A 12,901-nucleotide genomic window follows, 5' to 3' on the forward strand; every position below is an offset into this window, starting at 1 on the left:
TCAGATGGCCGTTACGGCTTGACCTTCTTGGCTTGGGTGCTGGCCCATTTGGCCGCAAACGCGGGCAGATCGCCCAGGCGTTTGAGCAGGTCTGCACCCGAGGAGGTCACGATGTAGCCGGTATTGCCGTGGCTGACGAGGCCAGCTTCGCGCAATTCCTTGATACGTGTGTTCAAGGTATTGGGGGTAATGCCGCCAACGCTGTCTTGCAACAGCCGAAAGGTCTGGGCGTGCCCATCCTTCAAGGCCCACAGTACCCGGATGGCGTACCGTGACTCGAGCAGGCCCAGCAACTGACCGACTGCGGCATTTTCTTTGGAACTCATTAAACGGCTCTCCTCAAAGCGTTGGTTGTTCGCCGGGGTGTTTTAACTTGTCAGGGGCATCGGCTTTCGAAGCCCGCAGTTTTCCGGCGTGACCAGAAACTATAACGTAGATTTTTGCCTGCTACAAGTTTCATAGCTGTCTTTAGCCATTTAGCGTGGGCAATGCACATTAAAAACCGCAAAAGAGGCGATGGAAGTTGCGGCAAAACTACTTGTAGATCTTTTTCAACAAGCGCATCAGGGTCTTTCGTTCTGTCGCGCTCAGTGCCGAGGTGCTTTCTTTTTCCAGTTGAGCGGCTGTTTTTTCTGCCTGGCGCATCATGTCCAGGCCCGCTGTGGTGGGGTGCAGCCCCATGGCGCGACCATCATGTGGATGGGGCCTGCGGGCAATCAGGGCGCGCTTTTCCATGGCATTGACCATGCCGACAAGGTTGGGCGCCAGTATGCCCAGGGTGCTGCACAACTGACGGGAGGTAATGCCGGGGTTGTGCACGACGAGTGACAGCACCGAGAAATCAACCGGACGCAAGTCGTAGATGGCCATGCGCTCCAGAAACTCGCCAATGATGACCAGCGCTGCCCGACGCGAGTTGTAGCCGACCAGGGTTTCCAGGTAGCTGGTATCGACTTTATCTACGAAAGGTGGCTGGGTCTGGTCGTCCATAGGGCGTCAAGGGGGAAAGCCGGGGATCATACAGACTCACATCAGGCGCGCCTTGATGATGTGCAGACGCATGTGACACTCCGGAAGAATCCAGTACTCGACGGCGCGTGCGGGTTCGACCCATCGGGCTGGATCGGCCGACAGAGCGCGGGACGACGTGGCCGCATTGATCTGCACCCATGACCAGGCCAGCAAGGTCAGGGCCACGGCGCGAAGGTAGTCGTCGGCCACCCAGAACGGAAGTTCAGGATTGGTCTTGGCGGCATGAACCAAATCCCGGGTAATTTGATTCAGTGAATCCGCCTGCGCGTGCAGGCTCGCCTGTATGGCGACCTGGAGATCGAGTCCGTCGCACAGATCGTGCAGCAGGGCGGACATGCCCGCGCCACCGTCGCCCAGAACTTTGCGAACCAGCAGGTCAATCGCCTGGATCTCGTTGGTACCTTCGTAAATCATGCTGACCCGCGAGTCGCGCACGATTTGCTCGATGCCCCCTTCGCGCACATAGCCATGGCCGCCAAATACCTGCAGGCAATCGCTGCTGCCGTGAAACGCCTGGGCGGTCCAGGCCGCCTTGAGTACCGGCGTGACCAGGCTGCACCACTGCTGCGCTGCGTGTTGGCGGGCGCCATCGGGGTGGTGTTTGGCCATGTCGAGTTCGATGGCGGTGCGGTAGGCCAGCACCCGGCCGCTTTCAATCCAGGCTCTCTGCGTGGCCAGAATGCGGCGCATCGCGGGGTGTTCGCCGATCAGGTCCGGCGTGGCGCTCATGACTTGCTTGGGCGCACGCATTTGCCGACGTTCCTTGGCGTAGGCGTCGGCCTTTTGCCAGGCTGCCTCCAGCAGACCAATGCCTTGCAGGCCCACATGCAAGCGCGCCGCGTTCATCATCACAAACATGGCATTCAGTCCGTGGTGCGGCTCGCCAATCATCCAGCCGGTAGCTTCGTCAAACCGCATGACGCAGGTGGGGCTGCCGTGCAGGCCCATTTTTTCCTCGATGCGTTCGCAGTGAATGGTGTTGCGCGAGGCATCGGGCATCAGCTTGGGCGCGAGAAACAGCGACAGGCCCTTGGGTCCGGGCGGCGCATCAGGCAGTCTGGCGAGCACCAGATGAATGATGTTGTCGGTCAGGTCGTGTTCGCCACCCGATATGAAAATTTTGGTGCCACTGATGCGGTAGCTGCCATCGGCTTGGGGCAGCGCACGGGTTCGCACCAGCCCGAGGTCGCTGCCGGCATGCGGCTCGGTGAGGCACATGGTGGCCAGCCATTCGCCGGTAGCCACTTTTTCAAGGTAGCGGCTTTTCAGCGCCTCGCTGCCGTGGTGCCTGATGCATTCGTAGGCGCCGTGCAGCAGGCCGGGGGCCATGGTCCAGCCATGGTTGGCACCGCTGAGCATCTCAAACAGCACAGCTTCCAGCACGGCGGGCAAACCCTGGCCGCCGTCTTGCGGCGCGCATGCCAATGCAGGCCAGCCGCCTTGCCAGAAGGCCTGGTACGCATCCCTGAATCCGGGCGGGGTGGTCACGGCGCCGTTGACGAACTTGCAGCCCATGGTGTCGCCCACACTTTGCAGGGGCGCCACTGCCTGGGCGACGAATTTGCCGGCCTCGTTCACCACTTGGTGCATCAGGGTGGCATCCGTGTCTGCAAACGATGGCAAGGCCTGCAATTGTGCAGGGGCCTTGAGCACTTCATGAAGGATAAAGTGAATGTCTTCCAGCGGTGGCGTGTAGTTCATGGCGTGCTTTTTCGGGCAGCGCCCAGGTAGGTGTCGATCACGCGCGGGTCGGTGGCCAGGTCTGATGCGGGGCCCTGCAAGGCGATTTCGCCCATCTCCAGGACGTAGCCGTAGTCGGCGGTTTCCAGGGCTGCACGTGCGTTTTGTTCCACCAGCAAAGTGGTGACGCCGGTTTTTCGCAGGGCGTCAATTGTGCGGAAAATTTCTTTCACGATCAAGGGTGCCAGACCCAGGCTGGGTTCATCCAGCATGAGCAGGGTGGGGCGCGACATCAGCGCCCGGCCAACGGCCAGCATTTGCCGCTCGCCACCGGACAGGGTACCGGCTTCCTGGAGGCGGCGCTCCTTCAGGCGCGGAAACAGTTCGAACACCACGTCAATCTGCTCACGCCATTGTTTGTTGTGCTGTCTGAGCTGGCGGTAGGCACCCAGCACCAGGTTGTCTTCGACCGACATGCTGCCAAACAGCTCGCGGCGTTCGGGCACCAGGGCAATGCCCAGCATCACACGCTCTTCGAGTGGCAGATTTGCAATGGATTCGCCGGCGTACTCAATGCGTCCGGTCGATGGGAGCACGCCCATCAAGGCGTTTAGCAGGGTCGATTTGCCGGCGCCATTGGGCCCGATGACGGTGATGATGCTGCCCGGCGCGGCTTCAAGCTCGATGGAGCGCAAAACTTCGGCTTTGCCATAGCCCGCATGGAGCCCCTGGACCTTGAGGATGGGTGATGACATGTTGTATGGCTTTCTCAGTGCTCGGTGCCGAGGTAGGCCGCGCGCACTTCAGGACTGGCCTGAATTTCTTCCGGTGTGCCCTCGATCAGGCGGGTGCCGAATTCCATGACCACAATGCGGTCGGTGACTTGCATGACGAGGTCCATGTCGTGCTCGACCAGCAGAATGCTCAGGCCTTCGGACTTGAGCTGGCGCAGCACATCGGCCAGTGCCTGCTTTTCTTTGTGGCGCAAACCGGCGGCCGGTTCGTCCAGCAACAGCAGGGCCGGGTCGTTGCACAGGGCACGGGCAATTTCCAGCAGGCGCTGCTGGCCCATGGCCAGGTTGCCTGCGAGTTCATGCAGGTACTCGCCCATGCCGACACGTCGCAACTGGAACTCGGCTTCTTTGAACAAGCCTTGCTCTTCGCTGCGATCGAGTCGCAGCATGGCCGACACCGCGCCCTGATCGCCCCGCAGGTGAGCACCCAGCGCAACGTTTTCCAGCACCGTCATGTCGGCGATCATCTTGACGTGCTGAAAGGTGCGCGAAATGCCACGCTTGGCAATTTCGCGCGACGCAGAGTTGGTGATGCTTTCGCCCCGGAATGTGACGCTTCCACTGGTGGGCCGGAGCACGCCCGTGATCAGGTTGAAGGTGGTGGACTTGCCAGCGCCGTTCGGTCCGATCAAGCCGACGATTTGGGCCGATTGCACCGTGAAGTTGATGTTGTTCACCGCAACCAGGCCGCCAAATTCCTTGCGGATATCCTTCACCTGCAACACGACCTCACCGGCAGCGGGTTTGCTGCGGTGGGCCAGTGGGGCGGCCTGGTGCCAGTCGACTTTGCGCGGGGCTTTGGGAAGCCTGCGGTCCACAAACGCCCAGATGCCTTCGGGTGCGTACTTCAGGGTCAGCACCAGCAATACGCCGAAGACAATGATCTCGTAGCTGCCGCTGGTGCCGATGAGCTTGGGCAACAGCACCTGCAACTGGTCGGACAAGAGCTTGGTGATGGTGACGCCCGTGATGGCACCCCAAACATGCCCGGCGCCGCCCAGAACGGCCATGAACAGGTACTCGATGCCGATCTGCATGCCGAAGGGAGACGGGTTCACTGCGCGTTGAAAATGTGCGTACAACCAGCCCGACATGCTGGCCAGCAGCGCCGCCAGGGTGAAGATGCCGATCTTGAATTTGAGGGTGTCAATGCCCATGGACTCGGCCATTTGCGAGCCAGTCTTGAGCGAGCGTATGGCCCGGCCCACGCGCGAGTCCAGCAGGTGAATCATGCCAAGGCTGGCCAGCAGAAGCAGGCTCCAGGTCATGACAAAGAAAACGCGCCCGTGGCCCAGATCCCAGCCCCCAACCTTAAGGCTCTGCACATCCAGAATGCCATCGTATTTGCCCAGTGCTTCCAGGTTGCCCATGATGTAGTAGAGCGACAGTCCCCAGGCGATCGTGGCCAGAGGCAGGTAGTGCCCCGACATGCGCAAGGTGATCCAGCCCAGCACAATGGCGCATGTTGCCGTGAGCGCCATGCCGATGAGCAGCGTCAGCCAGGGCGAAAGCCCGGCGTTCACCGTGAGGTAGGCAGAGGTGTAGGCGCCGATGCCAACAAAGGCCGCCTGTCCGAACGAGGTCAAGCCGCCCACGCCCGTCAGAAGAATCAAGCCCAGCACAGCCAGGCTGGAGATGCCAATGTAATTGAGCTGGATGATCCAGAATTCCGGCACTGGCAGCACCGCGATCAGTCCAATGAGGGTGATGATGGCCAGCCATCCTGCTTTTCTTGAAGTCATCTCAGTGCTCCTCGTCGGAATGACCCGATGTGAGCGAACGCCACAGCAACACGGGAAGGATCAGGGTGAACACAATGACTTCCTTGAACGAGCTGGCCCAGAAAGAACCAAAGGCCTCGATCACCCCAACCAGCAAGGCGCCCACCGCCGCCCCGGGGTAGCTGACCAGCCCACCGATGACGGCTGCGACAAAGCCTTTGAGGCCGATGAGAAATCCTGAGTCAAAAAACACGGTGGTGGTGGGACCAATCAGCAAGCCCGACAGCGCACCGATCAGGGCGGCCATGGCCAGTGTGAGCTGCCCCGCCGTCTGCGAGGAAATACCCATGAGCCGCGCACCCAGCCGGTTGACGGCGGTGGCGCGCAGGGCCTTGCCATACAGGCTGCGCTCAAAGAAGAGCCAGAGCAGCACGATCAGCGAGGCCGAGGCCAGGGCGATGATGATCGCCTGACCAGAGAGGTTGACCGCACCCAGGCTGAAGCGTGCGTCCCAGAACGGCGGATTGCGAAACCCTTCTGCACCAAAGAACACCAGGCCCAGCCCGGTGAGGGCAAAGTGCACGCCGACCGACACGATCAGCAGCACCAGGGAGCTTGCATCGGCCAGCGACTGGTAAGCCAGCCGGTACACCAGGGGTCCGAAACAAGTCACGATGCAGACCGACAAGACGGCCTGCACCAGCAAAGAGAACTGCTGTGGGGCTGCCCAGATGGTGACCAGGCCAATCACGACCGGAATAACCATGACCTTGAGGCCAGCCACCACGGCAGATGTGGCGGACTGGTGCCTTTTCCAGGTCTGAAAGGACTCCGCCAGGGCCGCTACAGCGGCCAGCAAAAGCAGCAACCAGATCGTGCCCGGCACTTTGCCCGTCTGCAAAATCGCCAGGGTGAGTGCGCCGTAGGTGACGAACTCCCCCTGGGGAATAAAGATCACGCGGGTCACCGCAAACACCAGCACCGTTGCCAGTCCCAGCAAGGCATAGATAGCACCATTGGTCAGTCCATCGACGACAAGGATGCTGGCGATTGAGAAATCCATGGTTATTGCAGTTTCCAGTCGCCGTTGGTGATGCGCATGATCACACCGGTGTCATCGGTGTAGCCCGCATGGTTGGTGGCGGTGTAGTTCACCGTGCCGTGAAACAGCGGAATCGGACCGGCGTTTTCCAGTGCCGCTTTGAGCGCGCCACGGAACTCCTTGGTACCGGGCTGGGCTGTTTTCAACGCAATCGGAATGATTTTTTGCAGAACGATGGACGCATCGTAAGCATGACCGGCAAACGGATTTCGTGTGTTGGGTCCGTAAACCTTCTCCCAGCTTTCCACGTGGGCCATCGCAACCTTTTTGCTGGGGTGGTTGGCGGGCAGTTGCTCGGCCACCATGCCAGGGCCGGCGACCACAAAAGCACCTTCCACGTCCTTGCCGCCAACCCGCATCAGGTCGCGCGATGCGGCACCGTGGGTTTGGTAGATCTTGCCTTTGTAGCCGCGCTCAATCAGGGCCTTGTGGGGCATTGCAGCGCCGCTGCCGGAAGCCACGATCAGGATCGCATCCGGCGCACCGGCGGTTACTTTGAGCGCCTGGCCGGTCACGCTGGTGTCGGTACGCGCAAAACGCTCTTCGGAGACGAATTTCAGGTCGGTGCCGGCCATCTTGACTTTCATGTCGCGCAGGAAGAGTTCGCCAAAAGCGTCGGCATAACCCAGGAAACCGACCGTCTTGACGCCTTGCTTCTTCATGTGCGCCACGATGGCGTGCGACATGACCAGCGTGGACTGGGGCATGTTGTACGACCAGGGTGCCTTGTTGGTAGAAACATCAATGGGTGCAAAGGTCAGGTGCATGGTGCCGGTTTCCGAGGCCACTGCCGCGACCGCATTGGCCGGTGGCGTGGCCACAGAGCCCAGCAGGATGTCGACCTTGTCGTCCGTGACCAGGCGGCGTGCATTCTTGGTGGCGCTGGCCGGATCGGTTGCGTCGTCCAGAATGATCACATTGAGCTTTTGTCCTCCAATGCTGGTGGGGTACATGCCGATCGCATTCTTGATCGGGATGCCCAGCGCTGATGTGGGGCCGGTCAGCGATAGGCTGACGCCGATATTGATGTCGGCCTGTGCCACACCGGCCGCCAGGGCCGCGATGGCAGTTGCAACAGTTGTCTTGAAGAGTTTCATGGTTTTGTCTCCTGAGTAGTAGTGGTGAGGGAAAGAGATCGGTGGCTAATGCGCTAGCTGCAAAGCTGGCGAATGTCCGGCGGCACAGGAATCGCCTTGATGCGATCCGGGTTGTCCGGCAGGCGCATGCAGAACGCACGGGTTTCGCTGCCTTCGCACAGCAAATCGTCGCCCCGCTTGACCAGGTGCTTGTGAATGAAGACCTTGTCGCGCCATTCTTCAACCGAGGTGTGTATCTGCAGCGTTTCACCATAGGTGGCAGGACGCATGAATTTGGTGTGGATTTCCAGCAGCGGTGTGCCGATGATGCCGGTGGTCTTAACCAGTTCGCGCCAGGGTTGAACACCGCACTTCACGAAAAAATTCAGCGAGGATGCATCCATCCACTTGGAAAAATTCGGGAAAAACACAATGCCGGCGGGATCGCAATCGCCGAACATCACCTCGACCTCATAGACAACGGTTTTGCTCATGGTGGTGTGCCTGAATTAGCGGGGCGCCATGCGCAGTGCGCCGTCCAGGCGGATCACTTCGCCGTTCAGGTGCACGTTGGTCACGATGTGGCTGGCCAGTTGCGCAAACTCTTCGGGTTTGCCCAGGCGTGCAGGGAAGGGGATGCTGGCGGCCAGCGATGCCTGCACGGGTTCGGGCAGGGTCTTCATCAGCGGTGTGGCAAACAAACCGGGGGCAATGGTGCAGACACGAATGCCATGCTGCGCCAGATCGCGTGCCATGGGCAAGGTCATGCCAACCACGCCGCTCTTGGAGGCGCTGTAGGCCTGCTGACCCACCTGGCCGTCAAAGGCCGCAACCGAAGCGGTGAACACCATCACGCCGCGCTCGCCGTCCTCCATGGGGGACAGCTTCGCGCATTCGGCAGCAAACAGGCGTGCTGCGTTGTAGGTACCGATCAGGTTGACGTTGATCACGCGCACAAAATCTTCCAGCGGGGCGGCCGAGCCGTCCTTGGCGACCACGCGCTTGGCCGCGCCAATGCCGGCAATGCTCATCAGGATGCGTGCCGGACCTTGAGCGGCAGATGCCTTGGCGATGGCGGCTTGCAGGCTCTCGGTGTTGGTGATGTCGCACTGGCAGGCCAGCGCGCTGCCTTGTCCATGGGCCGCATTGATCTCGGCGGCCACCTTCTCGGCGTTGGCCAGATTCATGTCCAGCAACGCAACCTTGGCGCCCAGGCGGGCGAGTTCACGAGCGGTGGCTTCACCCAGGCCCGAGCCAGCGCCAGTCACGAGAGCGGAGTGTCCTTGAATGTTCATGTCGGTCTTTCGAAAAATGATTGCTATATATTTAATAGCTGATTGTTGAGGTTCGATGAGGGCCGGAGGCCTATTTTCTTAAGAAGTGGGGAGCTCAAGGGGCGTCGGTGTTTTCCAGCAGCAACGCGATGCCCTGTCCGCCGCCGATGCAGGCCGATGCAATGCCCCAGCGCAGCCCAGCGCGCTTGAGTTCCCGCGCCACGGTAATCGTCAGGCGGACTCCAGTGGCCGCCAGTGGGTGACCCAGCGCAATGGCGCCGCCATTGACATTGAGGCGACTCATGTCCAGTCCCAAGTCCTTGCCGACGGCCAGCGTTTGCGCGCCCTGGGCTTCGTTGATCTCGAAACGGCCGATCTGGTCGAGCGTCAAACCGGTGCGCTCGAGCAGCAGGCGGATGGCCGGTGCCGGGCCAATGCCCATGATTTCGGGGGGGACGCCCACCACGGCAGCGGCCACCACGCGAGCCAGCGGCTTCTTGCCATGCGCCTTGGCGTAAGCGCCGGATGCGACGACGGCCGCAGCCGCAGCGTCCACCAGGGCCGAACTGTTGCCACCTGTTTGCACGCCGCCTTCGTACACCGAGCGCAGCTTGGCCAGTACGTCGACAGGGGAGATGCGGGCATGGGTATCCTGCGCGACTTCGAGCGTTTTGCCTTGCAGCTTGATGCCACGGGTTTTGTAGCCTTGGAGCTCAAACTTTTCAGAGACCACCGGCACGATCTCGCCAGCGTGAAAGCCCGCCTGTTGCGCAGCGACCGCTTTGGCAAACGATTGCGAGGCAAACTCGTCCACCTGTTCGCGCGTGATGCTGTATTTTTTGGCCAGATTTTCTGCGGTCTGGATCATGTTGATACCGGCCGCTGAATCGTTCAGGGCTTCCCACATGAAATCCTTGAAACCCACCGGCGCGCCCAGTTTGAAACCGGTGCGGTGGTCAAACGCGGCAATGGGATTGCGCGTCATGCTTTCTGCGCCTACCACCAGCGCGGCCTCGCAGGCGCCGCTTTGAATTTGCTCGCCAGCCTGGCGAAACAGCTCGAATCCGGTGCCGCAAATGCGTTGTGTCATGAGGGCCGGCACTTCGATTGGCACGCCGGCATACAAGCCAATGTGGCGCGGCAGCATGAATTGCTCGAAGTCGCCGGGTGCCATGTTGCCGGTGATGACGGAGCCAATGTCGGCGGCGGGTACATCGCTGCGTTCGAGCACGGCGCGGGCGACCTTGATGCCGAGGTCGGTGGGTGAAATGTGGCCGAGTGCGCCGCAATAGTCCACCATGGGAGTGCGCACGCCGTCCAGCATCCAGACATCGTCGAAATGGGAGAAAAATCCTTTGGTGGCCATGGTCGTGAGGCTTTCAGTTCGTTTGGGGTTTCAAAATGGTGTGCAGGGTGTCGGCATGCAGTGCCTCGACCGTTTCGGCGCGATGCGCAAGTACCGCGCGCTGGTTGATGGAGCCTTTGTCGGTGATTTCGCCCCGGTCAATGGTGGGCGGCTCGGACAACAGGCACATGCGGGCAACACGGCTGGCGCTGCCTGTGCTGGCCTGGCTCAACGCGTTGATGACTTTCTGAAAATGCGCCAGCACCGCCGGGCTCGACAGCACGTCGGCCATGGGCACGCTGGCATCCAGGCCGCTCAGGGAACGCACCGCCTGAGTCGGGAACACCATGGCGCCGACCTCCTTGAGATTGATGCCGGTCAGCACCACATCCTGAATGTAGGGCGCGCCTGCAGCCACAATTTTGGCGCGCAGGGGTCCCACACTGACGAAGGTTCCAGTGGCGAGCTTGAAATCTTCGGCGATGCGGCCGTCAAATTTCAAGCCCTGGTGCACGTCGGTCTCATCGATCCACTTGACCGCGTCGCCTGAGCAGAAGAAACCTTCTTCGTCAAAATGAGCCGCCGTTTCCTCGGGTGCGCGCCAGTAGCCGGGCGTGATATTCGGACCCTTGTAGCGCACCTCGGTCTTGCCGCCCATGTCCACCAGCTTGAGCTCCATGCCCGGCGTGGGTACACCCAGGTCCCCGGCCTTGACATTGGGGTTGGTGACGAAAATGGCGAAGGGGCCGGACTCGGTCATGCCCAGGCCTGTGGTCATGACGATGCGCTCGCCAATTTCCCTTTCCTCGGATTCGTACAGGCTATCCCATACCGGCTGGGCCAACGCCGCACCTGCATAAAAGAACATCTTCACGCGGGACAGCAGCTTGCTGCGCAGGGCATCATCGGTCTTCATCGCGTTGGCAATCGCTTCAAACCCGGTCGGCACGTTGAAATACACGGTGGGTGCGATCTCGCGCAGATTGCGCAGTGTTTCAGCCACCAGCAGCGGCGTGGGCTTGCCGTCATCGATGTACATGGTGCCGCCGTGGTACAGCACCATGCCGAAGTTGTGGTTGCCGCCAAAGGTATGGTTCCAGGGCAGCCAGTCCACCAGTACCGGGGGGTCTTGCGTCAGCACCGGCATGGATTGGGCCATTTGCTGCTGGTTGGCGCACCACATACGCTGGGTGTTGATCACGGCCTTGGGCAATTTGGTGGAGCCGCTGGTGAACAGGAACTTGGTGATCGTGTCAGGCCCGGTGGCCTGCATCGCCTGATCGACCTGCGCTGTGGCCGGTGTGTCGGCCAAATCGGCAAACGCCGTGCTGGTGCGACCCGGCAAGGAGCCTTCGGTCAGGATCACTTCCACATCGTCCTGCACCGCGGCAGTCAAGGCTTTCCCGTAGCGGGCCGAGTCAGCGGCGAACACCAGACCCGGGGTCACCGTTCGCAGTACATGACGCAGCTTCTCAAAGTCCTGGCTGACCAGTGAGTAGGCCGGGGAAGCCGGGACAAAAGGCACGCCTGCCACCAAGCAACCCAATGCCAGCAAAGCGTGTTCCAGGTCATTTTCGGACAGGATCGCCACAGGGCGCTCCACACTCAACTTGCGGTTGATGAGTGCTTGTGCGATGTTGCGCGCCGTGCGCCAGGCCTGCGCGTAAGTGATGTGGCGCCAGTCCCCTGTGCCGCCACTGGCCAGTCTTTCACGCCGTGCCATGAAGGTGCGCTGAGGCGCCACTTGCGCCCAGTGTTGCAGGCGGTCGGTGATACGCGCCGGGTAGTCCTGTAAAGACTGTTCGGCACGCAGGTAGTGCACACCGGTTGCACCATCGCGCAGGTTGACGCGGGTGACGCCAAATGTCAGCGGTCGAAATTGAGGAGCTGTCATGGCTTCGTCAGGCTCTTTGCACTTTGGCTGCGCGACCTTCGACGAAGGCGCGCACGCGGCTCTTGGCTTCTGGCGCGCTCTGCGCAATCGCGGCCATCATGGCTTCGGTGATATAGCCCTGATCGGCCGGTTGCTCGGCAATGCGGGGCAGCACGTGGGTGAGGGCATAGTTGGTGAGCGGGGCGTTCTGCGCCACACGTTTGGCCAGCTCCAGGGCTTTGTCAAACGCGGTCCCTTTGGGCACCAGATACTGCGCCAAGCCAATGCGCTCGCCGTCCTGGGCGTTGTAGACACGACCCGTGAGCATCATGTCGGTCATGCGAGCTGCACCAATCAGACGCGGAATGCGCACCGAGCCGCCACCCCCGACAAAGATGCCGCGCGACCCCTCGGGCAAGGCATAGAAGGTGGTGTCGTCGGCCACGCGGATATGACAAGCACTGGCCAGCTCCAGCCCGCCGCCGACCACGGCACCGTGCAGCGCAGCGATGACCGGCACTGGGCCGTACTGCACGCATTCAAGGGCCGCGTGCCACATGCGGGAATGGAACATGCCCTGGCCGGCATCGCGTTCCTGCAACTCGCTCAGATCCAGGCCGGCGCAGAAGTGTTCTCCATCGCCGTCAATGACGGCGGCGCGAACGCTGGCAGGCATCTTTTCGAACAACGCGCGCAGCGCCAGAACAAGCGCATCATTCATGGCATTGCGCTTGGCGCTGCGCGTGAGGCGGATGATCGCGACTTCCTGTTGTTCGCCCTGGAGTTCGAAGTGAATGTGTTTGTTGCTCATGATGATTTTCTGTTGGTGGGTTGAATTATGATTATTAAATATAACTAGTTCAAGCTCCGAAATTACAATTTGAATTGGTGTTTACCCTTGTTTCTTGTACCCAAGGGTGCCGCCTTTTAGAGTCGCAGGGGCCGCTATCCTTCTTGTCAGATACCGCTGTTGCTGCTAAGGTTCGACGCTAGGCAGCGTCTTG

At 60.9% G+C, this 12,901-nt stretch carries 12 protein-coding genes; all 12 read right to left on the reverse strand.

The features are described 5' to 3' along the window. Positions 1 to 11 precede the first annotated feature (11 nt). A complete protein-coding gene (locus IV109_RS09000) occupies positions 12 to 326 on the reverse strand; it encodes a winged helix-turn-helix transcriptional regulator (RefSeq protein WP_296695036.1) in 315 nt (104 codons plus the stop codon). A gap of 208 nt (positions 327 to 534) precedes the next feature. Further along, entirely contained in the window at positions 535 to 990 is a 456-nt protein-coding gene (locus tag IV109_RS09005; protein WP_296695039.1) for a MarR family winged helix-turn-helix transcriptional regulator, read from the reverse strand. Between the two features lie 36 nt (positions 991 to 1,026). After that, positions 1,027 to 2,733, reverse strand: a complete 1,707-nt coding sequence (locus tag IV109_RS09010; protein WP_296695040.1) for an acyl-CoA dehydrogenase — start codon at positions 2,731 to 2,733, stop codon at positions 1,027 to 1,029. Beyond that, entirely contained in the window at positions 2,730 to 3,467 is a 738-nt protein-coding gene (locus IV109_RS09015) for an ABC transporter ATP-binding protein (RefSeq protein ID WP_296695041.1), read from the reverse strand. Before IV109_RS09015 ends, IV109_RS09010 begins: the two co-directional genes overlap by 4 nt. A 14-nt stretch (positions 3,468 to 3,481) precedes the next feature. Beyond that, entirely contained in the window at positions 3,482 to 5,248 is a 1,767-nt protein-coding gene (locus IV109_RS09020; RefSeq protein ID WP_296695042.1) for a branched-chain amino acid ABC transporter ATP-binding protein/permease, read from the reverse strand. 1 nt (position 5,249) lies between these two features. After that, on the reverse strand, positions 5,250 to 6,290 hold the full coding sequence (locus tag IV109_RS09025) for a branched-chain amino acid ABC transporter permease (RefSeq protein ID WP_296695043.1): 1,041 nt from the start codon (positions 6,288 to 6,290) through the stop codon (positions 5,250 to 5,252). 2 nt (positions 6,291 to 6,292) lie between these two features. Beyond that, positions 6,293 to 7,426 carry an ABC transporter substrate-binding protein gene (locus IV109_RS09030; protein ID WP_296695045.1) on the reverse strand — a complete coding sequence of 378 codons (1,134 nt, stop codon included), beginning with the start codon at positions 7,424 to 7,426 and terminating at the stop codon, positions 6,293 to 6,295. Positions 7,427 to 7,479: 53 nt separating this feature from the next. Next, on the reverse strand, positions 7,480 to 7,899 hold the full coding sequence (locus IV109_RS09035; RefSeq protein WP_296695047.1) for an acyl-CoA thioesterase: 420 nt from the start codon (positions 7,897 to 7,899) through the stop codon (positions 7,480 to 7,482). Between the two features lie 15 nt (positions 7,900 to 7,914). Further along, positions 7,915 to 8,700, reverse strand: coding sequence for an SDR family NAD(P)-dependent oxidoreductase (locus IV109_RS09040; RefSeq protein WP_296695048.1), 786 nt, complete (start codon positions 8,698 to 8,700; stop codon positions 7,915 to 7,917). Positions 8,701 to 8,794: 94 nt separating this feature from the next. Next, the gene (locus tag IV109_RS09045) at positions 8,795 to 10,045 is read right to left on the reverse strand and encodes a thiolase family protein (RefSeq protein ID WP_296695049.1); all 1,251 of its coding nucleotides are present in this window, start codon (positions 10,043 to 10,045) and stop codon (positions 8,795 to 8,797) included. Between the two features lie 13 nt (positions 10,046 to 10,058). Next, positions 10,059 to 11,918 (reverse strand): feruloyl-CoA synthase, encoded by a 1,860-nt coding sequence (locus IV109_RS09050; protein WP_296695050.1) that lies wholly within the window; start codon positions 11,916 to 11,918, stop codon positions 10,059 to 10,061. A 7-nt stretch (positions 11,919 to 11,925) separates the two neighbouring features. Further along, the gene (locus IV109_RS09055; protein ID WP_296695052.1) at positions 11,926 to 12,708 is read right to left on the reverse strand and encodes a crotonase/enoyl-CoA hydratase family protein; all 783 of its coding nucleotides are present in this window, start codon (positions 12,706 to 12,708) and stop codon (positions 11,926 to 11,928) included. Positions 12,709 to 12,901: the final 193 nt, after the last annotated feature.

The sequence above is a fragment of the Rhodoferax sp. genome, from assembly GCF_018780565.1.
Lineage (GTDB): Bacteria > Pseudomonadota > Gammaproteobacteria > Burkholderiales > Burkholderiaceae_C > Rhodoferax.

Excerpts from the sequence above, each read along its gene's own strand:
- IV109_RS09055 (WP_296695052.1), bottom strand. The coding sequence starts at position 12,708 with ATGAGCAACAAACACATTCACTTCGAACTCCAGGGCGAACAACAGGAA.
- IV109_RS09040 (WP_296695048.1), bottom strand. The coding sequence starts at position 8,700 with ATGAACATTCAAGGACACTCCGCTCTCGTGACTGGCGCTGGCTCGGGC.
- IV109_RS09015 (WP_296695041.1), bottom strand. The coding sequence starts at position 3,467 with ATGTCATCACCCATCCTCAAGGTCCAGGGGCTCCATGCGGGCTATGGC.
- IV109_RS09010 (WP_296695040.1), bottom strand. The coding sequence starts at position 2,733 with ATGAACTACACGCCACCGCTGGAAGACATTCACTTTATCCTTCATGAA.
- IV109_RS09050 (WP_296695050.1), bottom strand. The coding sequence starts at position 11,918 with ATGACAGCTCCTCAATTTCGACCGCTGACATTTGGCGTCACCCGCGTC.
- IV109_RS09025 (WP_296695043.1), bottom strand. The coding sequence starts at position 6,290 with ATGGATTTCTCAATCGCCAGCATCCTTGTCGTCGATGGACTGACCAAT.
- IV109_RS09035 (WP_296695047.1), bottom strand. The coding sequence starts at position 7,899 with ATGAGCAAAACCGTTGTCTATGAGGTCGAGGTGATGTTCGGCGATTGC.
- IV109_RS09005 (WP_296695039.1), bottom strand. The coding sequence starts at position 990 with ATGGACGACCAGACCCAGCCACCTTTCGTAGATAAAGTCGATACCAGC.
- IV109_RS09045 (WP_296695049.1), bottom strand. The coding sequence starts at position 10,045 with ATGGCCACCAAAGGATTTTTCTCCCATTTCGACGATGTCTGGATGCTG.
- IV109_RS09000 (WP_296695036.1), bottom strand. The coding sequence starts at position 326 with ATGAGTTCCAAAGAAAATGCCGCAGTCGGTCAGTTGCTGGGCCTGCTC.
- IV109_RS09030 (WP_296695045.1), bottom strand. The coding sequence starts at position 7,426 with ATGAAACTCTTCAAGACAACTGTTGCAACTGCCATCGCGGCCCTGGCG.
- IV109_RS09020 (WP_296695042.1), bottom strand. The coding sequence starts at position 5,248 with ATGACTTCAAGAAAAGCAGGATGGCTGGCCATCATCACCCTCATTGGA.